Origin of the sequence: Enterococcus larvae, from assembly GCF_017830045.1 — a bacterium.
GTDB classification, from domain to species: Bacteria; Bacillota; Bacilli; order Lactobacillales; family Enterococcaceae; genus Enterococcus_L; species Enterococcus_L larvae.
Genome location: NZ_JAEDXU010000012.1, coordinates 54247 through 76385, shown reverse-complemented (window position 1 = coordinate 76385; position 22139 = coordinate 54247). Strand labels below are relative to the sequence as shown.

Below are 22139 nucleotides of genomic sequence, written 5' to 3'. Positions count from 1 at the left end.
AAAAGAAGAGGAAAATTTCCATGAAAACTGGATTTTTTTCTCTTCTTTCTGTTTCTATATTACTACAAAATCAATTGAAATAATAGTCTGTTCATTTCTGCCAATCTGTGGTATTAAGTATTAACCATGAAGGAGGATGAAGTATGAGCGACGATATTGTTTCGTTATTTAATGAACATTCACCCAAAGATACAAAAGAGCTGAACCAGTTGATCACACATCAGGAGCTGCACTTGTCAGAAGTTCAGCTTCAGGAGCTGTCTTTAAAAAAAGTAGAGGCGTTGAAAGCAAGTCATCTGGTGGATCTGTCCTCCAAAACACAGGAGTATCTTGTCACTCAACTGGATCAGTCTACCCTTACAACGAAGGAAAACTACTTTCAAAACCTGATCGATCTGCAGGAAGGGTTCTATTTTCTGCGAAGTAATCTGCCTTTTTCTTATTCTGATGACGCGTTACTGGAAAGACTGTGGGCTGTCTTTGAAAGCTGTGAAGGCTCAATCTTCCATATACATGGAGTTCTTGAAGAGTTGATAATCAAAGAAAACATGGAGGGAGGTTTTTTGAATGAGGGAACTGACGACACACTTTGAGCAGCAAGATATTCTGTTGCTGTTGAAAAAGCTGATGCTGGAAAAAATGAGTGGAACAACGACGATGCCTGTTGATGAGGTTGAAGGCTTATTACAATCATTGCTGTATGTACTGGACTTTTCCAAAAGAGGGAGCGAGAAAGAGTTTTCATCTATTTTTGAAAGCTTTGAAGAAGGAAAAAGGAAGATACGAAAAAAAATCAGGGCCTCCGAAGAACTGTATAAGCAAATTCTTCAGACAAACATTCAACTACCTATCGATTCCTATCAGAATTTGCTAATAGATATTGCTGCATTTTTTGAAAGCTATGATATCGATTATGCTGCTCATCAGACTGGTGCTTTGTGGATCGATTATCAGTTGGCTTTTCCCGTAGATGATCAGAAATTCAAAGGCATCGATTTTGTCTGGTCGTACCTGAGCAGTCTTTTATGGGAGAACCTTTTTTGTAATGCTTTTCATAAAAACGTGCTATTAGAATTGTTTGAGGCTTACGGACAGCAGCTGCAGATGGATTATTCCGCAGATATCAACAATGTTTATGATCGCGTATTCTTTCAAGCTGTCGGGTGTTCATTCGCCGGAAAACGACGGCGTTCATCATTACTTATGACAGAAGAAAATTTCGAGCATTTATTGACGATGACTGCACATCAGGATGAATCACAGCTGAATGAACGGTTTCATCAGATTCTCGAATATTTGGGACTTCAAGGGAATGCGTATTACCAGAAGACCTTTGAATTGTTTATGGAAAAAATGAGGGAAGATGATCATGTGGAGAGAAAGCATACTCTGTTTATCTTTGAACAGCCATCTCGCTCGCTTTTCTTATTGAATGAAGGGATGACTACAGCAGAATTTTCTACGATAGCTCTTCGAGCTGAACAGATAGAGGGAGAAGAACGAATCGAGTTATTGCTGAAGAATTTTTTATCCATCTATGATTATCTGGATTTTTTTGAGTTGGGACTATTGAACACAGAGGAGTACATGCTGTTATTCAACATGCTGGGAGTTGAAATGCTAACAGTTTTCATCAAGCTGGCGATGCGGGACGAACGAGAGGCAACGAGCCAGATAACTTCGTTTATTGATGAAACGCTTGAAGAAGCTTGGAAGCAACAGCTACAAAGGTATTTATGCAAGCTTGATGATGACATGAAGGCGGAGCTGAACCATTGTTTGGGAATGATCGATCTGCCTGCGTTGGATTTTCATTGAGAATAAGGAACTCACCTGTATGCAAAAGGAAAAATTGTGCTATAATTAAGAGGATATCGATGTAATGAGCACCTGGGACTGTGATATAAGTCATTTGGCAACCCAAAAATTTGAATAAATGGTGTTCCCAAAATAACTCTTGTCACAACCTCACGGGAAAGTAGGGGTACTATGAAGATTCCTAAAGAAGGAGAGTTTGTAACCATTCAGAGTTATAAGCATGACGGTCATTTACATCGAACTTGGCGAGATACCATGGTATTAAAGACAAGCGAGTATTCACTTATTGGCGTGAACGATCATACACTGGTGACAGAGTCTGATGGACGCCGCTGGGTCACTCGAGAGCCGGCTATTGTTTATTTTCACAAAAAATACTGGTTCAACGTAATAGCAATGATCAGAGAAAAGGGGGTTTCTTATTATTGCAATCTGGCTTCACCGTTTCTTTTAGATGACGAAGCTTTGAAGTATATTGATTATGATTTGGATATCAAGGTTTTTCCTGATGGCGAAAAACGGCTGCTTGATGTGGATGAATATGAATTTCACAGCAAGATCATGAATTATCCAAATGATATTGATTTTATTTTGAAGGAGAACGTGAAAATTCTCGTAGATTGGATTAATAATGAACGCGGTCCGTTTTCTGAGGCTTATATTGATATCTGGTATCAACGTTACCAGCAGTTGGCTAAGAAGTAGTCGATGTAAAAGATCTGATTGACTATAAAACCCCCTGTGCATTTTGCACAAGGGGTTTTATTATGTTGTCATACGTTTATGCAGTTGATATAGACAACCATTGTCTAATCAGCTTCTTTGATAAACATCAGCCAGCTTTTCAACTGCCGCTTGAACATAGGGCTCGGTCGTAGCTTCAAGGCTGGCAAACATCAATGGTTTATCGTGTTTCAAGAAACTGAGGATCTGGTCATATTTCATCCAGCCTGTACCAACAGGGACGATTTTCACTTGATTATTTTCAATCACAAAATCCTTGAGATGGAAGCAGCTGATGTCATCACGCAAATCATTGAGGGCATGAAAGACGACCTCCTCTTGCTTTTGGTGGTTATCAACGGATATCAAATTGGCACAATCCATGATAATTTTTAGATTGGGTGATTGGACTTCATCCACTAGACGACGTGCTAATGCAGAGGTATGCAATGGATGATTGATTCCAGCTTCAATACCAACCGTTACGCCAAATTTTTCAGCAAATGAAACCAGCTCAATGACTGATTCACGTGCGAGGACATAGGCCTCCTCTGTATAGTTCTTTGTGGTATATCCATTGCCGACGCTGCCTGTCTCGCTTCCCACCAGTGCGGCGTGGTAATCTTTTGCTAACGTGATATGATGCTTAAAAATGTTGAGTTCCTTTTCTCTGATCGAAGGATCAGGGCTGGCGAGATTGACATAGCAGCCGAGAATAGAAATTTTTATTCCAAGGTTTTGAAGATAGTCACCGATATAGCTTGCCGTTCCACTGGAGATGCTAGTCAGGTCAGGAGCCAGTGCAGGAAATGATTTTTTCACAGCAAACTGAATGTGGGAAAAGCCGTAGTTTATGATTTTTTCTCCAAGCTCTTCACGTGTTTTGGCGGTAAGATCATGGGCTCGAATACCCAGATTCAAAGGGATCATTAGTCAGCCTCTTTTCTTTAGTAATGGATCAAAAGCAGTACATTCAACTTAAAAGCCGAAGTAGTTTTCCGCATTTTTAAAGCTGACAGCTTCAACCAATTCGCCTAAAATGATTTCATCTGCCGGTGCTTCACCGCGTTCAACGATCTCACCGATAAATTCACAGAGTACACGACGGAAATATTCATGACGCGTATAGGAAAGGAAGCTGCGTGAATCAGTCAGCATACCAACAAAATTATGCAGAACACTGCCGTCTGCTAATTGGGTTAGTTGCTGGCGCATACCGGCACGTGTATCGTTGAACCACCAGCCGGAGCCTAACTGAAGCTTTCCGGCAATCTCTTTTTGGAAGCAGCCAAGCAATGCAACCAGTGCCGGATAATCATTTGGATTTAGAGAATATAGGATTGTTTTCGGCAGCTGGTTCGTTTCCTCGGCACGATCAAGTAATTTTTGCAATGGGATTGTCAATGAAAGATCATTGATACCATCATAGCCTGTGTCAGGACCTAGCTGTTTCAGCATCGCTTGATTACAGTTACGATAAGCATGAATATGCAGCTGCATCGTCCAGTTGTAGCTATGGTAAAAACGAATCAAACGAATCAGTGTTTCTGTACGATAGGCGGAAATCTCTTGCTCAGTCAGTGTTTCTCCCAGCAAACCCTTTTGGAAAATTGCTTCTAATTTGTCATCGTCTGCTTCTGCATAGCGAAGAATGTCCAGTGCATGGTCAGAGAGTCGTCCGCCTAGCTTATGGAAGTAGTCAACACGACTACCAAGTGCAGCAATCAGTTCTTCATAGGTAGTAACTGGCTGTTCACAGGCCTCTGCCAACCGAGTGATCCAAGCTGAAAATCCAACTTGATCGATATTCAATGCTTTGTCAGGACGGAAGGAGGGTAATACTTTGAAACGAGTCTCTTCTTGCGACAACAGCTTATGATAGCTCAAATCGTCAGCAGGGTCGTCTGTTGTACAGACAACTTTCACATTAGAATCACTGATGATTTCTCTACGTTTGAAGCGATCCTCCGCCAATTTTTCATTTGCCAGCTGCCAAATTTTTTCTGTATTTTCTTTGTTGACCAATAGATCGATGCCAAAGAAACGTTTCAATTCTAAATGTGTCCATGTATAAAGGGGATTACCAATAAGTTTTGGTACGGTTTCACACCAGACTGCAAATTTGTCATAATCGGAAGCGTCGCCGGTAATATGGGATTCAGGAACACCGCAAGCCCTCATCAGACGCCATTTATAATGATCCCCGTAAAGCCAGGCAGCGGTGATATTTTCAAATCTTTGGTTCTCGTAAATCTCTTTTGGTTCTAAGTGGCAGTGGTAGTCAATGATCGGCATATCTACCGCATGATCATGATAAAGCTTCTTTGCCCATTCAGTGGACAATAAAAAATCGTCAGATAAAAACATATAAATTCGTCCTTCTTTCTTTAATATAGACTTTATGAAAGTAATGCCAATGGCTTCTAATTCCTTTGTTGTATCTATTGAGCACAGGTCACTTATCGTGCAATGGATTTTTCATAGGATTTATAGGGGGATGGTGGTGCGATCCACAGAGCAGTAGTCAAAAATAATTACGCGATATTGTCATTTGCTTAGTGTTTTCTTTAAGTGAGATGAATCACAAAAGCGTACAATGGCATGCTCCTGATTGGTTCCTGTAAGAATCAGTGTTCAGACATAAAAGGACTTTTCATGTCTGAACACAAAATAATTTTTAAAGGGTAACACCGTTTTTGAAGATCGCCACTTCACGTACATCATTTTCTTCATTTCTTGTCTGTTCACCGCTGGCAACAGCAATGAGCTTCGTAATAAAATCTTGCAAAACATCTTCCATTGGTTGTTCAAGCAAAGAGCCGGCATTGAAATCCATCCAGTGTCCTTTTCGCTCGAAAATCGTATTGTTGGTTGCAACCTTGACTGTTGGCACATAGGCGCCAAAGGGAGTACCGCGACCAGTTGTAAATAAGACCATATGGCAGTCGGAGGAAGCAAGTGCAGAGGCCGCCACCAGATCATTTCCGGGAGCCTGTAAAAGACTTAATCCCTTTTTAGAAAGCTTTTCTCCATACTTCAAGACATCAATAACAGGCGCTGTTCCGGCTTTTTGTGTACAGCCTAGCGATTTGTCCTCAAGTGTCGTGATTCCGCCGGCTTTATTTCCGGGAGATGGATTTTCATAAACTGGTTCGCCATAGGATAGAAAATATTGTTTGAAATCGTTGATTAGATGAACAATATCGTCAAACACTTCTTTATTTTCTGCACGAGCCATCAGCATTTGTTCTGCGCCAAACATTTCCGGTACTTCTGTTAGGATCGTGCTGCCGCCTTGGGCAATTAAGAAATCAGAGAAGGCGCCCAGCAGAGGATTAGCTGTGATTCCTGAAAAGCCATCAGAGCCGCCGCATTTCAGTCCTACATTCAATTCTGAAAGGGGAACGTCCTCTCGAAAGTCATTTTTTGCTGCCAGATAGAGCTCTTCCATAAGCTCCACACCCTTTTCAACTTCATCATAGACTTCTTGAGCAACTAGGAATTTCACTCGATTCTCATCATAATCGCCCAGCTTCTCTTTGAATTCCGGAATGGTGTTATTCTCACAGCCTAATCCGAATACCAGCACGCCCCCTGCATTAGGATGGTTGACGGCATCAATCAGTACATCACGTGTATTTTGATGATCCGTTCCCAGCTGAGAACAGCCATAGGGATGCTTTAAAATCGTGATATTGTCAAAGGGTCCGAGATCTGGATGATTGGTTTTGAACTCCTTCAGCATTAGCTCAGCCATACCATTTACACAGCCAACTGTAGGGATAATGAACAGATCATTACGTATGCCGACTTTTCCGCTTGCTCGTTTGTAGCCTTTGAAGGTCAAATCGGTTTTAGGATAATGCACCTGCTGTAGATTTGGCTGATAAGAATAATCCAATTCCCCAGACAGATTGGTTTTGACATTGTGGGTATGCAGCCAGTCTCCAACAAAAACATCACTTATCGTGTGCCCGATGGGATAGCCGTATTTGATAACATCATGGCCTTCAGGCATATCGTTCAAGGCAATTTTATGTCCTTGTGGAATATCATGATTAGCAGTAACTTTCTGCTCGCCTAGCGTCAGCCGTTCGCCTTGTTCAATTGGTCGAAGAGCGACAGCAACTGTGTCATTTGGGTTGAGCTTCATTAATGGTGATTTCGTCAATAATTCAGGCATAAACTTTCTCTCCTTTGTTTAATTTCTGGATCAGTTTTCTGGAGCCAATCGTTTCCAGTTGTTCAATATAGTGTTGTACTTGATTGGGCAGCTCTTTTATAGTAGTGAGATCCTGTCCCCACAGGGATTCTTTTGAAAGAATGACTTCGACTGCGGTTTCCGGTGTCTGCCAAGCATCAGCAAAAATCGCAAGAACAGCCTCATCATCTTGCGGTTTGATTTTTTCTCCACGATAAGAAAGAATCAAGGCTGCCAGTGCAGCTGTCATATAAGGCGGCAGTTCAGATCTCCTCTGTTGATAATCCAAGAGTACAGGGAGTAGACGAGCCTTATATTTTGAGACACTGTTCAAAGCAATAGAAGTCAGCATATGATGAACAAAGGGATTCAAAAATCGTTCCTTGATCTGTTCCGCATAATCTGCCAGTTCGTTTTCCGGAAGACTAAGCATTGGAATCAGCTCATCCGCAAACAGATGATCAACAAAGTATCTGAAATCCTGATCCTTCATAACGTCCTCAACTGTTTCAACGTCAGCCAGTAAAGCTAAAGGCACCATCGTTGTGTGAGGACCATTTAGTAAATGGACTTTTCTCTGACGATAAGGTGTCATGTCGTCTGTGACAATAACATTCAGACCGGCTTTTTCTAATGGTAGTGTCTCTTTCAAAGCTTGCGGACCTTCAATGACCCATAGCATGAAAGGCTCTGCTTTGACCATCAGCTGATCCTCGTAACCATGTTTTTCATTTAACTCAGCAGCTGAATCTCTTGGATATCCTGGAACGATTCGATCAACCAGACTACAACAAAAAGTATTTTCATTTTCGATCCATTGTTTAAAATCATTACCTAGTTTCCAATCTTGGGCATAGGTCAGAACAATTTCCTTCAATTTCTCTCCATTACGATCGATCAGCTCACAAGGGATGATGGTAAAGCCCTTTTTTCCTAACTCAAAACGTTTGTACAATAGAGCAGTCAGTTTCCCAGGGTAGCTTTGCTGAGGCATATCTGATAGTTGGTCCTGTGGGTTGTATTGAATCCCAGCTTCTGTCGTATTGGAAACAATGAATTCGATTGTATCGTTTTCGGCCAAAGCTAGATAGTTGTTCCAATCTCTATATGGATTGATGACGGTGTCGATCACAGAAATCACTTCTGAGGTGTTGATGATTTCCTTATTCAGTAATCCTTCCAGAATAACGGTATAGAGATAGTCTTGCTCCTTCAGCATATCACCGAGCCCTTGATCGATGGGCTGGACAACAGCCACATTCCCCTTGAACAGCTGCTGCTTGTTCATTTCTTGAACCTGCCAGTCCACAAAGCCTCTCATGAAATTTCCTTCTCCAAATTGAATGATTTTGATTGGCTGTTCCTTTGTTGTTTCGATTAATTTTTTTGATAGTCTTTTCATTGGTTGATCAAACTCCTTTTTTTATTTTTATGCACACGTGAACATTTTTATTCAAAACAAAGACTTACGTCTTTGAAATAGCTGAAACAGATTCTCTGATTTGCAGACTGGTTTTAACTCGGTATTGCTGCGGCTCGATTTTTTCTCCATCAATCATTTTTAGTAACAGCTCAGTTCCTGTCTGACTGATTTTTTTGATTGGTTTATGGACTGTTGTCAGCGGTGGATTCAGATAGGCAACTAGCTTGCTGTCATCAAATCCAATCAAGGAAATATCTGTTGGAATTTGAAATCCTTTTTCCGCAGCGGCACGCATCGCACCGATAGCCATATCGTCATTTGCACAAAACACAAGTGTAGGAAGAGTAGATAGGGCTAAGATATGCTTCATTTCGGCAAACCCGCTCTCAATGCTGTAGTCACCACGAAAGAAAAAGTCAGGATTTATCGGCACCTGATTTTTTTCCATACTGTTGATTAGACCTTGCTTACGTTCATTGGAAGAGCGAAAATCGTCTTTTCCTCCAATATAAGCAATTTTTTTGTGTCCTAATTGTATCGCATAATCAATCGCTTCCGTCACACCTTCAGCATCATCAGCAAGAACATTGATAATCTCTTTATCCTCCAATGGACGATTCAAAACAACAAAAGGAATCTTCTGCTGCTTGACATAGTCGATAAAGGCACCATCATTGTCACTTTGGCTCATAATCACAATGCCGTCATAACGCTGAAAATTGACCCGTTCCAGTGCTCGAATTTCATCGATACCCTCGACAGATAGACTATAGCTCTCATCTAAAATAGAATGAATACCGGTGATTACATCGACTAGAAAGCTTGAACTAGTCCCTTGATCGATACTGGAAAAAAACAGTCCAATCATGTAATTTTTTTGATTGACCAAGCTTTTAGCATTGAAATTCGGAACATAATTCAATTCTTCTGCAATCTGTTGGATTTTTTTTCGTGTATCGAGCTTGATCAATGGGTTATCATTCAATGCACGAGAAACAGTCGTATGAGAGACGCCTGCAACTTTTGCAATGTCTTTTATGGTTACCATAGCTCACCTCGTTTTCAATAATTGTGAACGTTAACATCATAGTATGAATTTCTTCTGTTGTCAATATAAAAAATCCTTGTTTAACAGCAATGCACACGTGAAAATGTGATTGGATTTTCTTACAAAGTATGATAGTCTATTGTGGAAGAGACGATTCTGCGGTAAAAGAGTTGTCTGGAAATGAAAAGGCATTCAATCAAAAGAAGCGGTAAATTGTAACTAAAGACTTTGGTTAGAAGTAGGAGGAGTTTAAAATCTATGAAATTGGAACCTGTGAAAGAGAGCATTTATACCGTTACAGATTTTGGTGCATCACCCGATAAGAAAATGAATACTATTGCAATTCAGCAAGCAATTGATACGGCAGCTGAGAATGGTGGGGGAAGGGTAGTTATTCCAACAGGGATTTTTATGACAGGAGCACTTTTCTTGAAAAGTAATATTTCTCTTTATTTAATGCCTGGAGCTATTTTAAAATTTTCTGACGATCAGGCAGATTATCCTGTCGTTTCTTCTCGTTGGGAAGGGGTGCAGCAGCAAGTCTATGCCTCTTGTTTATATGCAGAAAATGCAGAAAATATCTCGGTGACCGGCTTTGGTGTGATTGATGGTAATGGGAAAAAATGGTGGCAGCTATTTCGCAATGAGCGGGAGAAACTTAAGTTTCCAAGACCGAATCTGATTAGCTTTCAAGAATGTACTAGGATAACTATCAGAGATGTTCGCCTAACGAACTCACCTAGCTGGACAGTTCATCCAATTATTTGTGAAAACATCACAATAGACAATGTATCGATCTTGAATCCAGCTGATTCTCCTAATACAGATGGAATCGATCCGGAATCCTGTAAGAATGTTCGTATCAGCAATTGCCATATTGATGTTGGAGATGACTGTATTGCAATCAAAGCAGGAACAGAAGAGACGGAGGAGTGGATTTCCTGTGAGAATGTGACGATCACAAATTGCACGATGGTTCATGGACATGGCGGTGTTGTTCTGGGAAGTGAAATGAGCGGTGATATTCGTCATGTGACGATTTCTAATTGTGTGTTTCAAGGAACGGATCGTGGGATTCGCTTGAAATCACGTCGTGGAAGAGGCGGCATTGTAGAGGATATTCGCATCAGCAATATTGTCATGGAAAATGTAGTGTGTCCATTTATTATCAATTTATACTATTTTTGGGGGCCGAAGGGCGAGGAGAAATATGTTTGGGATAAGAATCCTCAGCCAGTCACAGATGAGACCCCTTGCTTTAGAAGAATTCATTTCACGAATATCACAGCTGAAAATGTACAAGCCTCGGCTGGTTTCATCTATGGCTTAGCGGAGCAATATGCCTCTGATATCACTTTTGATAATGTTCGAGTTTCTTTAGCTGAAAAAGCAGAAGCAGGTGAGCCGGCAATGATGATGGGCATCGAAAAAATGAAAAATCAAGGCTTTATCGTTCATTTTGCAGAGAATATCATTTTTGAACGAGTAACAATAGAAAACCATCTAGGGGAAGCGTTTCAGATTGAAGATTCAAGAGAAATAGAGATCCTGAATTGTCGTGCAAAGAGCTTGGGAAAGAATCAATTTGACAGGATATGAATAGAGCGGGAATAAGAGAACTATTTTTATAGAGAGGATCGATCAAAGGATGAAGGAAAAACAAGAAAAGTCCCGTTCATTAAATACAGTTCTCAACACGTTTTATATTTTATTTGTGGCCGTCATCATTATATTTTCATTGATATTTTCCAGCGTGACGACAACAAGAGAGGTAACTGATACTGCCTATACAAATGTAGAGAACACTGTGAAGGATCGATACAGTGTGCTGGAGCGAACCTTTGATCAGATGTTCGAACAGGTCGTAAATCTGAATAATAATCCGAACTTGCTTGAGGTGATCAATAATGAAAGTGATGCACTGAGGCAAGCCGTCAATATGAACAGCAGCATCAAAGACCTGTACTATCGATTTCAGGATATTCTTGATTCGATTTACATCAATGTAAATGACGGGGAGTTCTTCTTTAATGGTGGTGAGATCGCTCAGGGCCTGAATGAAATCAATTACCATACGTTTTTTGATCTGGCAAATGGTGAAGCTAAATATTTCTGGCTGGATTTTACCGAAAGTCCTTTTTCCCAGAATGAACGAAAAACAATTTCTATCTGCAAAATCATTGGGGACAGCTCCTCTGAGGCAAGTGGTGTGATCGTCTTTAATCTGCGGTATGAATATATTGAAAATCTTCTGAATGAAAGCTTTATAACGGATAATGGTCGTCTGTTTCTAGTTAGTCCGACAATGAATATTTCAAAATCTGATCGATTATTCCCCAAAGAGCTGTTTCAAGATCTGGATGATAATTGGCAGGTCAAATCTGCAGATGGTATGAGCTATCATATTGAAAGTCAAACCTTTAGCTTGAACCAATGGCAGCTAGTGGCAGTGTTTCCGGATAAGGATTTACAGAAAAGTCAGTCGGCCTATCTGACCTTGGCGGCAGCTTTGTTCTTGTTTTTATTTCTTGCCGGGACACTAATGGTGATCGTTGTGGGACGTTATATTTCAAAACCGATCCAAAATCTAGCGAGAGAAATCGAAGCAACCAGTATCACGGATCATAAAGGACCTCTGGCAATCAATCAAAAGCATTTTAACGAGCTGGCTGTTTTATACAGCAGCTTCAATTCCATGATTGAAAAAAATGAGCGACTGCTTAATGAAAACGAAAAAAATTATGATGAACGAAGTCGTTTGGAAATCGAGCTGCTGCAGTCACAAATCAATCCGCATTTCCTTTACAATACGTTGTACTCTATCCAGAGTTTAAGTGATATGGGAATGAATAAGGATGCGTCACTTATGACCCGTTCTTTAGCAGAATTCTATCGAACAGGGATCAGTAAAGGGAATTTACTGATCACTCTTGAAGAAGAGCTGGATCACGTTCAAAACTATTTGATGATCATGAGTTACCGCTATAGAGATCGCTTTGATTATACGATAGCAGTAGAGAATCCGAAGCTGCTGCAGGCATTGATCCCTAAAATTTCACTGCAGCCGGTTGTTGAAAATTCGATTTATCACGGGCTGAAGGAGTTGACTGGTAAAGGACTTTTAGAGATTCAGGTAAAGGAAAGCAACGGAGATGTCCTGTTGATCATAAAAGATAATGGTCGAGGGATATCAGATGAACAACTGGAAATCATCAATGAAGAAATCAATCTGTCTTCTTTAAGCAGTCGTAAAGTGACTGGAATCGGTCTGAGAAGTGTCAATCTGCGAATCAAAAACTGCTTTGGTTCTTCTTATGGACTATGGATCGAAAACTGTAAAAACGGAACACTGATCAAAATCGTGATACCAAAGGGAGAGGAAAAATAGAAGGGCATTTCAAAAGACATGATTGGGATTGCATCAATCAATAGTATCGGAGAATCAGATGGGTGAGGAGAAAAGACAATGAGAAAGCTATTAATTGTAGAAGATGAGTGGATCATTCGCAAAGCATTGATGTCCCTTCCTTGGGAAACCATTGGTGTGACCGAGATATTTGAAGCAGATAATGGACAAAAAGGACTTGAATGCTATAGAGAGAACATACCGCAAGTTGTTTTATCAGATATCAATATGCCCTTTGTTGATGGGCTTGCGATGGGCAAAGAGATCGCAAGCTTGAATAAGGCCTGTCAGATTATATTTTTGACAGGATACAGCGAGTTCAGTTATGCACAGTCAGCAGTCAGCTTGAAGGCCTTTGACTATATTTTAAAGCCAGTCGATGCGTCTGTCTTACTGCCTCAGGTTGATGAAGCATTCAAGCTGGTGGAAGAGGAAGCGATGAACGAACAGGCTTCTTGGGAATATCAGAGAAGAGAACTGGTAAAGGGAATTATCCTGTCAAAGAAGCAGGAAGGAAATGAGCAAATCAATACATTGTTTCCAATCGACAGCAGTTATTTATGTATGTGCTATTTTCTGAATAAGGGAACACTTGAGATCCCATCAGGCTTTCAAAAAGAAGTTCTTCGATTGGAGGATAATACGTATTTTGCATTGATTCATTTGAGGGATCAGCAGGAGGCGTTTTATAGATGGCAGAACAGCCCGGAGCTTAGGGAGTTTTTAAATAGGCAAGAAGGCTGGATCGGTCTTAGTATTATCAGTGATCAACCGGAGGTTCTTGGAGAGAAGATTGTTGAAGCGCGCATCAGCTTTGAAAAAAGTAAATTTGATCAGCCGGGCGTCTATGTCTATGATCCGCAAAGATCTCGTTTGGATTTTTCGCCGGTACTGATCGAGCTGGAGCAGAGATTAGGACAGCAAATCGAGAATCGAGCACCAAAACGGGTCTATGAAATCCTAGACTCCTTGGAGTTGAATGGTAGCCTAATGACATTGCCGCTGTCGCAAATTCGGCCGTTTTTGATGAAGCAGGTATTTATGCTTTTTCAGGCGGCACAGCATGCAATCGTATATGATGAGTTTACTGTGTATCAAAAAATCACATCCAGTACTGTGGTGGAAGAAATGCTGTCGGCAGTGAAGGAAATTGCAGCGATTTGGCAAAAGAATCAAGAGGTTGGCAGTAAGTCAGATACGATCATTCAGCAAGCGAAGCGATTTATTGATGCTCATTATGCAGATGAGGATATCTCCTTGCAGCTGGTTGCCGAGAACATCCATGTTTCCCCACCGTATTTAAGCAATCTATTCAAGAGTGAAACTGGGAAAAATTATACAGAGTACTTATTTGGGCGGCGAATGGGGGCAGCCTATCAATTGCTTCGTCATACAAATAAAACAATTACGGATATTTCATTGGAAACAGGCTTTACGAATCCTAATTACTTTTCCAGCTGCTTTAAAAAGGATAGCGGATTATCGCCGAAGCAGTATCGAAATGTTTATAAGGAAGAAGAAAAGAAAGAAACGATCAAATAATCCTTTGTAGAGAAAAAGACTGATGTCTACAGGGAAGAAGAAGAAAAATAGGATGCAGGTTAAATCATTTAACTATCTATTTTTCTTCTTTTTGTATTTTTTCGTTTATGGCTGCTTCTACATAAACGTGCTTAATTAGGCGTTTCAAAATTATTTTATTTGTGAAGAAACACACGCTATTTCCTCCTATCTTAAAAAATTATACATTTGTCTTAAAATAATGAATGTTGGTTGTAACCGTTTTCTAGTATTTTATTAGTATAGATGAACGTCACTGAATGATAACAGCGAAAATAGTTTCTATTAGTCAATAGTCGCATTTTGTGCAAGATATTTTTAGTGGGATTCATATGGAAAACGTTAGGAGGAGAAAAATGGAAACAGAAGTTACACTGCCGAAAGTACAGAAGAAGAAGAAAAAGCTGCAAAAAGCACCCTACTTGCTCTTATTACCGACATTAGTCATGATCACTGCTCTTTTGTTCTTTCCGATGGCTAGAATCTTCTATTATAGCTTTCAAAACTACGATATCTCGGCACCGTTCTACGATTCATTTGCCGGCTTCGATAATTTTGTGAAAATATTTACAGAAGATGCTTATTTTATTCCCAGCTTGATCAACAGCTTGAAATGGGTTGTTTCTCAAGTAGTGCTGCAGCTCGGGTTCGGGATGGGGATTGCGTTGATCCTGAATAAAAAATTCAAATTCAGGGGGCTGACTAGAGGATTTGTCTTTGTCCCTTGGGCAATTTCAGGAGTACTTACTTCAGTAATGTGGAGTTTGATGTATAACGAGCACATGGGGGTGTTCAATGATATTCTAATGAACCTTGGACTGATCAATGAACCACAAGCCTTTCTGGCAAGTACAAACAGTGCGTTTATCGCTGTGGTTGTTGCAGAATTATGGCGCGGGATTCCGTTCTTCGCTGTGACGATCCTGGCTTCCTTACAAAGTATTCCAGAGGAGCTGTATGAGGCAGCTGCTATGGACGGATCAAATCGTTGGACGTCATTCATTAACATCACATTGCCGCAATTAAAGCGGACGATCGTATTGACAACATTATTAAGAACCGTGTGGGAATTCAACAATGTGGATCTGATGTACAATCTGACCAACGGTGGACCCGCCAACTCAACGATGACCTATGCAATGTATATAGCTAAAACAGCTGTACACGGTAGTGACTTTGGTTATGGATCAGCATTGACGGTTGTGGCATTCTTGATTCTGACAATTATTGCATTAGTATATCTGAAAATTTCTAAATTCGAGGAGGCATAGTCTTGTGTATAATAGACAGGGAAAACTAGATAAAACATTGACCTTTTACTTTCCTTTGGCCATGATGCTGGTCTGGACATTGTTTCCGATTTATTGGACATTGAACACGGCATTGAAGCCTGAAGGAGATATCATACAAACACCGCTTCAGTATTTACCATCCAGTCCAACCTTCCAGAATTTCATCAATGCCTGGAATGACGTTGGGTTTGAAAAATATTTTACCAACAGTGTCGTTGTTGGTGTAGGCACCGTTCTATTGACACTGGTCTTATCTGTATTGGCCGGCTATGCTTTAGCCCGGTATGATTTCAAGGGAAAACGGGTATTCATGCTGATTCTGTTGATGACACAGTTCATCCCGCGTTCGATGCTGATCATTCCATTGTTCGTTATGTTCAGCAATATCGGAATGATCAGTAATCCGATTTCATTGATGTTGGTATATTCAGCTGTACAAATTCCTTTCTCAGCGATACTGATGAGCGGATTCATCTCCGGGATTCCGGCTGAGCTGGAGGAAGCGGCAGCGATCGATGGTGCGACAAGAATGCAGGCGATCCGCCAAGTTATCGTGCCATTATTATTACCGGGAGTTGTAGCAACTGGAATCAATATCTTCGTCTATGCATGGAACGAGTTCCTGCTGGCACTGATGTTGACGAATGTACAAAGTAAATTTACCTTACCAGTCGGCTTGAGCTTTATGATGGGTGAGTTTAACGTGAATTATGGCGCATTAGCGGCAGGTAGTATCATTGCTTTGATTCCATCGATCATTCTTTTCATGTTTGCACAAAAACATTTAGTGAATGGTATGGGCGGAGCTGTCAAAGGATAAATTAGGAGGAATAAAAATGTCAAAGAAAGCTTTAAAGTTAGCGGGTACATTGGCGTTATCAGGGTTATTATTGGCTGGCTGTGGTTCGGGAAGCAACAGCTCGAATGCAGCAAAAACTGGCTCCGGTGAGGGAGAAGAAGTGAAACTGACTTTCTGGGATGAAAATTCCGGTCCTGACAGAACACCGATTTGGGAAAAACTGATTGAAGATTTTGAAAAAGAAAATCCGAATATCACAGTTGAATATGTTGGTTTACCGAAAGACGAGGCAAAATCGAAACTGGATGCAGCGATTGCGGCAAATGACACACCAGATGTTGCTTCTTTACAATCCAGCTGGCTGCCTGAGTTTTCAATCCGTGGTGCGTTACTGCCTTTGGATGATTACCTGAAGGATTCCGAGCTTAAAGAGCTAATCAATGAAGGCGCAATCGAATTCAACAAAGAAATCGTTCAAGATGGCAAGCTTTATGGGATTCCGTACACACAAAATTTGGATATCCTGTGGATTCGTGAAGATGTATTCGCTGAAAATAATTTAGATGCACCTGAGACTTGGGATGATTTCTTCACAGATGTAGATAAATTGACGACAGACGATATGTACGGCTACACGATTCGTGGTGGTGCCGGCGGATCGCTTCAGCTGCAGCGTTTGATGTATGCTTATTCAGGTATCACAGAATATGTTGATAAAGATGGAAAAGCAACTGTCAACGATCCGAAGCACGTAGAGTTTCTTGAAAAATATTTTGCGCTATACCAAAAAAACACACCGAAAAGTGATATCACAAATGGCTACAAAGAGATGGTTGCTGTTTTCGATACAGGAAAAGCAGCGATTCTGCATCACAACATTGGTTCGTTCGGGGAGCACAGTAAATCGCTGGAAGCGGATCAGTTTGAAGCAGTACCATTGCCAAAATCAACAGAAGGCAACTATGTAGCTGAAGGCGGGAACACAATTGGAATCTCGGCATTTGCCAATACAGATCATCCGGAAGAAGCGTGGAAACTGGTTGAATTCTTGAATTCAGCTTCAAGCCAAAGCTACTGGAATGAAAAAATTGGACAAATCCCTACAAACTCAGATGTATTGAGTGAAGATTGGATCAAGGATGCACAGCATATCAAGGTAGCCTTTGATGTCTATGACGATCCTGATACAGAGCTTTACCAGCCGCCATTCTACTTGCCTGACTACCGTTCTATCTTGGACAACAAAGTAGATCCTGGTATCCAAGCAGTGATGAGTGGAGACAAAACAGTAGAAGCCTTCCTTGATGAATGGGCGAAAGCAATCGAGGATTCAAAAGTTAAATATGACGATGCAATGAACTAAATGCTCAAAAACAAAGGTATCCTTCGTGTAAGAATAATAGAAAATAAACAAAATTGTTTTAAAACGATTGGGAGATAGGATTAGAACGATTAGATAGATAAAACAGGAAGAAGACCGTGCTGTTGTGGTGCACGGTCTTTCTTTGTGCCCTATTTTTGTAATGAAACCAATAAATAGCAGCTTTGGCTGATGACTTTTAATAAGTTGGTGTAGGCTGAATAGTTGTAGAAAGTAAATGAAGCTACTATGATTATTCTATACTAACAAGGAAGAAGGACTTTTCATGACAAAAAGAATTTCTTTAGAAAAAACAGCACTTGAGTTTAGTGAAGCAAACGCAAATCCGCCATTTATCTATCAATTACCTGTTGAAGAAGCACGTGCTTTGTTGGAAAAGGTGCAAAGCTCCCCTGTAGAAAAGCTTGATGCGGCAATTGAGGATCAGAAATGGGATCTTGGCGATTATGGGACAATCAATGTACGCACTGTAAAACCAAAGGATGCGTCAGGGAAATTACCGGTGATCCTTTATATTCATGGTGCTGGTTGGGTGCTTGGCAGTGCCGATACTCATGATAAATTAGTGAGAGAGTTAGCTGTGAGAACGAATTCCATCGTTTTTGTTCCTGAATATGACCGCTCTCCTGAGGCAAAATACCCGACAGCAATCGAGCAAAGCTATGCAACCCTATTGAAAATCGTTGAAGATGCAAGTGGAAATTATGATATAGATCGACTATCCATTGCTGGTGACAGTGTTGGCGGGAATATGGCAACAGTCGTAACAATGCTGGCGAAGGACAGAAAGGGTCCTAAAATCAATCAACAACTCTTGTTTTACCCTGTAACAAACCATGCCTTTGATACCGAATCCTATAACCAATTTGCAACAGATTATTTCTTAGCAAAGGATGGGATGAAATGGTTTTGGGAGAACTATCTACCAGAAGGGCAAGATTCTACAATCAAAACAATCTCACCGCTGCAAGCAACAAAGGATGATTTAACAGGACTTCCAGCTGCTATGATTTTAAATGGTGAGGCAGACGTATTAAGAGATGAAGGGGAAGAATATGCACGTCATTTGCGGGAAGCCGGAGTAGATGTGACCCAGATTCAATTCCAAGGAATGATCCATGACTTCGTGATGGTCAATTCGATGGACCAAAGCAACGCAACAAGAGCTGCTATGGACACTGCAACGGACTGGTTAAACAAACGAAATGCTTTAAAAGAATAGAAATAGACCAAGTTTCTATTTGAATTAGCACTTAGAGCGGACTATAAATCAAAACCTCCAGTGTGAACTGGAGGTTTGCTCTGCGGCTGTAAGCCTCTATTACCGGCCAGAGCCTGAAAGGCTCACTGAAGAAAAGGTCTCCCACGTGCACCACATTTCCTCACGGCTCCTTAAAGGAGCCCTTTTCTACTTCTTCCGATTTTCTTTCCCTGTAAACGGATCAACTTCTTCAAATAGCGTTAGCTGATCTGCTACTAAATCCTCTTGAAGTTGATTACGAATATATTCTTCTATTTGCTTCTTGTTTCTTCCTACCGTATCCACATAGTATCCTCGACACCAAAACTTTCGATTGCCATATCGATATTTCAGATTTGCATGTCTGTCGAAAATCATTAAACTGCTTTTTCCTTTCAAATAACCCATAAATTGAGAAATGCTTAATTTTGGTGGTATACTAACTAGCATATGAACATGGTCTTTACATGCGTTTGCCTCTATGATTTCTACCCCTTTTCTTTCACATAGTTCTCTGAGTATTTCACCTATACTTGTCTTGTATTTTCCATAAATAATTTGCCTTCTATATTTTGGCGCAAATACCAAATGATACTTACATTTCCATACTGTGTGTGATAAACTTTCGTTAACCTTTTTCATAAAGGTACCTCCTAAAATTTTTGATGTGGCGGTCGGGAAACCAACCTCATCTTAACAGTTTAGGAGGCTTTTTTGATACCACGCTGGAAGCTCTCCGGAACCCCTAGCATAGCTAGGGGTTTTCAGAACATACAATAAAAAATGAAGCTTTTCTGTCAGGAACAAATGACAGAAAAGCTTCATTTTCAATTAGAATAGATTGAAATATTGGGAATACAGCTTTAAGAAGTACATCTCCATCAAACAGATTTATCCATTTGATAATGGGGAATATTTGCATCCATGAACTGCTCACCGTGCTTTGAGTAACCAAGCTTCTCGTAAAATTCTACCGCAGTCAGCTGAGCTCCTAAGGTGACCGTGTTATAGCCTTGTTTTCTGGTAAATGATTCTGTTTCACTAACGATTTCTCGTCCTAAGCTTTTTCCTCTATATTCCTTTAAGACAGCCATTCTCTGCAGTTTCATCACGCCATCTTCTAGCGGAAGCAGTCGGCAGGTAGCTGCAGCCTGATCTTCTGTATATAGAACAAAATGAACACAGGCAGCCTCATATTTATCGATTTCAATATCCTTTGGAACACCTTGCTCGATCATGAAAACTTGATGACGAATTCGCAACGCGTCAAGATAGATGTCACTCATTGTATCCTTAGTATGAACGATTTTCATAGTTGACCTCCAAAAATAAGATAGCTTGATTATACTACAAACAATTGTGTTCATGTTATCAAAGGGCTGAAAATGATTTGCCATTACTACAAAAATAATTTATTGATCGACTAGAGGGACCTTTAGAAAATAAATTGAGGCAGTCGAGCGCTTGTGATGTTATTAGAAGAAAGTTTTTTGTCAAAGTAATAAATTTTTTAGTTGATTTGCTTAGTTTTTATTAAGTTTCCAGTTGTTCTGCAAAAATGGGATTCTTCTCTGTTGCTGCTAGTGATAGAATAGAGAGAGCATGATTACTGTTCTTTTATCTATGAGGTATGCTAAAATCTATTAAATGAAATGATTGTTAGGAGGGGTATATTGTTTGACAAGTTAAAGCAGTCGAAGCTGATGTTCTGGTCAATTGAATTGTTGGTATTGGCAACCCTAGTATGGGTTTCTACAAAAATCAACTTCCTGTTTGAGCCTATTGGAACATTTTTCTCGACGTTATTTGCACCTGTATTGGTTGCAGGATTTTTGTATTACATTTTGAATCCGTTAGTAAAGCTGTTGACGAAGCTGAAACTTAAGCGAATCTATGCAATTATCATTGTATTTGTTCTATTGCTTGCTGCTATTATTTGGATATTAGTTAGTGTTATCCCAAGCTTAGCGAGCCAGCTCTCCAGTCTGGCATCAAGTATTCCGGATGTTTTCAAAAGTATCGAGGAGTGGATTTATCAAATTGCGGCACTGCCGGTATTCAAAGACCTCGATTTAACAAGCTATATTGAGCAATTGGATATCTCTTATGGAAATATTATTCAACAATTCCTTAGCGGCTTGTCCAGTAGTCTCGGATCGATCGTATCTACCGTAGCGTCAACGACAATCGTGATTTTTACAGCACCATTCATTTTGTTTTATATGTTGAAGGATGGTGAACGTCTGGTTCCGGGGATTCAAAAATTCATGCCGGAAAAACGAAAAGCAGATATCGTTAATTTATTGGAACAGCTGAATAAAACCTTATCCAGCTATATCAGCGGACAGGCAATTGAATGTTTGTTTGTTGGGACATTTACGATCATCGGCTATTCCTTAATTGGTGTACGATACGCCTTTTTATTCGGTGTGATTGCCGGATTAACGAATCTGATTCCATATTTGGGTCCATATTTAGGACTGGCACCGGCTGTGTTTGTGACTGTTTTCGATGAACCGTTCAAAGCATTGTTATGCTGCGTGGTTGTAGTGATCGTACAGCAGCTTGATGGAAATGTTATTTATCCGAATGTGATCGGTAAAACATTGAAGATCCATCCATTGACGATCATCTTGATTTTGCTGGTTGCCGGAAACCTTGCCGGACTATTGGGAATCTTCCTTGGAGTACCTTTTTATGCTATTTGTAGAACAATCGTTCTTTTCATCATTGAACTCGTTCAACGTGGTAAAAAGGAAGAGCGGGCAGCCCTTGTTTTAGAAAATTCAACTGAGACGAAAAATAGTGGACAATGATTGAAATAATTATCCACTTGTGATACGCTTTTATCGTGACTACTGAATGGATGTAGTCACGTTTTTTATCACTTTTTTTGAGAAAATACCGTCTTTTTCAATGCAATCAGGATAGATAAAACCAGCCTTTATTTATTCAGAAAACCAAATAAGACAACAGGATCGATAAACGAGTGAGAAATGAATAGAGGATCATTACTCTGATGTAGGAACATCTAGAGATAATGGACATCGAACTACAAGAATGAAGAAACTGTACAGTTACCTGACCAGTTTCATCAACAAGAAAGAGGAGAACCGCTATTCTTGCTTCTTTAGAAGCTTAGAAGAGGGGATATCGGACCTCAAAAAAGAAGGAACTACGAAATTATTAGAGTAGTTCTAACCACAAGAAAGAGGAGAGCCATTATTCTGTTGCAGGAACATCTAGAG

Annotated in this window: 18 protein-coding genes; 11 read left to right on the top strand and 7 right to left on the bottom strand. The window is 40.3% G+C overall.

The window, feature by feature from the left end:
- Positions 1–143: 143 nt before the first annotated feature.
- From I6N96_RS17495 to ntdP, 3 genes are all read left to right on the top strand, one after another.
- Complete coding sequence (locus I6N96_RS17495; protein ID WP_209558863.1) at positions 144–593, top strand: DUF6323 family protein; 450 nt, start codon at positions 144–146, stop codon at positions 591–593.
- Positions 568–1818 carry a DUF6179 domain-containing protein gene (locus I6N96_RS17490; RefSeq protein ID WP_209558862.1) on the top strand — a complete coding sequence of 417 codons (1251 nt, stop codon included), beginning with the start codon at positions 568–570 and terminating at the stop codon, positions 1816–1818. The genes I6N96_RS17495 and I6N96_RS17490 overlap by 26 nt, the downstream gene beginning before the upstream one ends.
- 171 nt (positions 1819–1989) lie before the next feature.
- Positions 1990–2523, top strand: coding sequence for a nucleoside tri-diphosphate phosphatase (gene ntdP, locus I6N96_RS17485; protein ID WP_086349002.1), 534 nt, complete (start codon positions 1990–1992; stop codon positions 2521–2523).
- A gap of 108 nt (positions 2524–2631) precedes the next feature.
- On the opposite strand, the gene I6N96_RS17480 is transcribed toward ntdP, so the two are convergent.
- From I6N96_RS17480 to I6N96_RS17460, 5 genes are all read right to left on the bottom strand, one after another.
- Positions 2632–3471 (bottom strand): sugar phosphate isomerase/epimerase family protein, encoded by an 840-nt coding sequence (locus I6N96_RS17480; RefSeq protein WP_209558861.1) that lies wholly within the window; start codon positions 3469–3471, stop codon positions 2632–2634.
- Between the two features lie 48 nt (positions 3472–3519).
- Complete coding sequence (uxaC, locus tag I6N96_RS17475) at positions 3520–4908, bottom strand: glucuronate isomerase (RefSeq protein ID WP_209558860.1); 1389 nt, start codon at positions 4906–4908, stop codon at positions 3520–3522.
- A 310-nt stretch (positions 4909–5218) separates the two neighbouring features.
- Positions 5219–6724, bottom strand: coding sequence for a UxaA family hydrolase (locus I6N96_RS17470; RefSeq protein WP_209558859.1), 1506 nt, complete (start codon positions 6722–6724; stop codon positions 5219–5221).
- The gene (locus tag I6N96_RS17465; protein ID WP_209558858.1) at positions 6717–8144 is read right to left on the bottom strand and encodes a tagaturonate reductase; all 1428 of its coding nucleotides are present in this window, start codon (positions 8142–8144) and stop codon (positions 6717–6719) included. The genes I6N96_RS17470 and I6N96_RS17465 overlap by 8 nt, the downstream gene beginning before the upstream one ends.
- A 64-nt stretch (positions 8145–8208) precedes the next feature.
- Positions 8209–9213, bottom strand: a complete 1005-nt coding sequence (locus I6N96_RS17460; protein WP_209558857.1) for a LacI family DNA-binding transcriptional regulator — start codon at positions 9211–9213, stop codon at positions 8209–8211.
- Between the two features lie 285 nt (positions 9214–9498).
- Here I6N96_RS17460 and I6N96_RS17455 point away from each other — a divergent pair, with 285 nt between their 5' ends.
- From I6N96_RS17455 to I6N96_RS17425, 7 genes are all read left to right on the top strand, one after another.
- A complete protein-coding gene (locus tag I6N96_RS17455) occupies positions 9499–10812 on the top strand; it encodes a glycoside hydrolase family 28 protein (protein ID WP_209558901.1) in 1314 nt (437 codons plus the stop codon).
- 49 nt (positions 10813–10861) lie between these two features.
- On the top strand, positions 10862–12601 hold the full coding sequence (locus I6N96_RS17450; protein WP_209558856.1) for a cache domain-containing sensor histidine kinase: 1740 nt from the start codon (positions 10862–10864) through the stop codon (positions 12599–12601).
- A gap of 78 nt (positions 12602–12679) precedes the next feature.
- On the top strand, positions 12680–14161 hold the full coding sequence (locus tag I6N96_RS17445) for a response regulator transcription factor (RefSeq protein WP_209558855.1): 1482 nt from the start codon (positions 12680–12682) through the stop codon (positions 14159–14161).
- Between the two features lie 374 nt (positions 14162–14535).
- A complete protein-coding gene (locus I6N96_RS17440; protein WP_209558854.1) occupies positions 14536–15450 on the top strand; it encodes a carbohydrate ABC transporter permease in 915 nt (304 codons plus the stop codon).
- Positions 15451–15454: 4 nt separating this feature from the next.
- Positions 15455–16291 (top strand): carbohydrate ABC transporter permease, encoded by an 837-nt coding sequence (locus tag I6N96_RS19810; protein WP_209558853.1) that lies wholly within the window; start codon positions 15455–15457, stop codon positions 16289–16291.
- A gap of 16 nt (positions 16292–16307) precedes the next feature.
- Positions 16308–17633, top strand: a complete 1326-nt coding sequence (locus I6N96_RS17430; protein WP_209558852.1) for an ABC transporter substrate-binding protein — start codon at positions 16308–16310, stop codon at positions 17631–17633.
- A 283-nt stretch (positions 17634–17916) separates the two neighbouring features.
- Positions 17917–18873, top strand: a complete 957-nt coding sequence (locus I6N96_RS17425) for an alpha/beta hydrolase (RefSeq protein WP_209558851.1) — start codon at positions 17917–17919, stop codon at positions 18871–18873.
- A gap of 186 nt (positions 18874–19059) precedes the next feature.
- Here I6N96_RS17425 and tnpA read toward each other — a convergent pair whose 3' ends face one another.
- Together tnpA and I6N96_RS17415 are read right to left on the bottom strand one after the other, a co-directional pair.
- Positions 19060–19533, bottom strand: a complete 474-nt coding sequence (gene tnpA / locus I6N96_RS17420) for an IS200/IS605 family transposase (protein WP_209558850.1) — start codon at positions 19531–19533, stop codon at positions 19060–19062.
- A gap of 239 nt (positions 19534–19772) precedes the next feature.
- A complete protein-coding gene (locus I6N96_RS17415; RefSeq protein WP_209558849.1) occupies positions 19773–20204 on the bottom strand; it encodes a GNAT family N-acetyltransferase in 432 nt (143 codons plus the stop codon).
- Between the two features lie 360 nt (positions 20205–20564).
- On the opposite strand from I6N96_RS17415, the gene I6N96_RS17410 reads away from it, so the two are divergent.
- Positions 20565–21707, top strand: coding sequence for an AI-2E family transporter (locus I6N96_RS17410; protein ID WP_245187033.1), 1143 nt, complete (start codon positions 20565–20567; stop codon positions 21705–21707).
- Positions 21708–22139 lie beyond the last annotated feature (432 nt).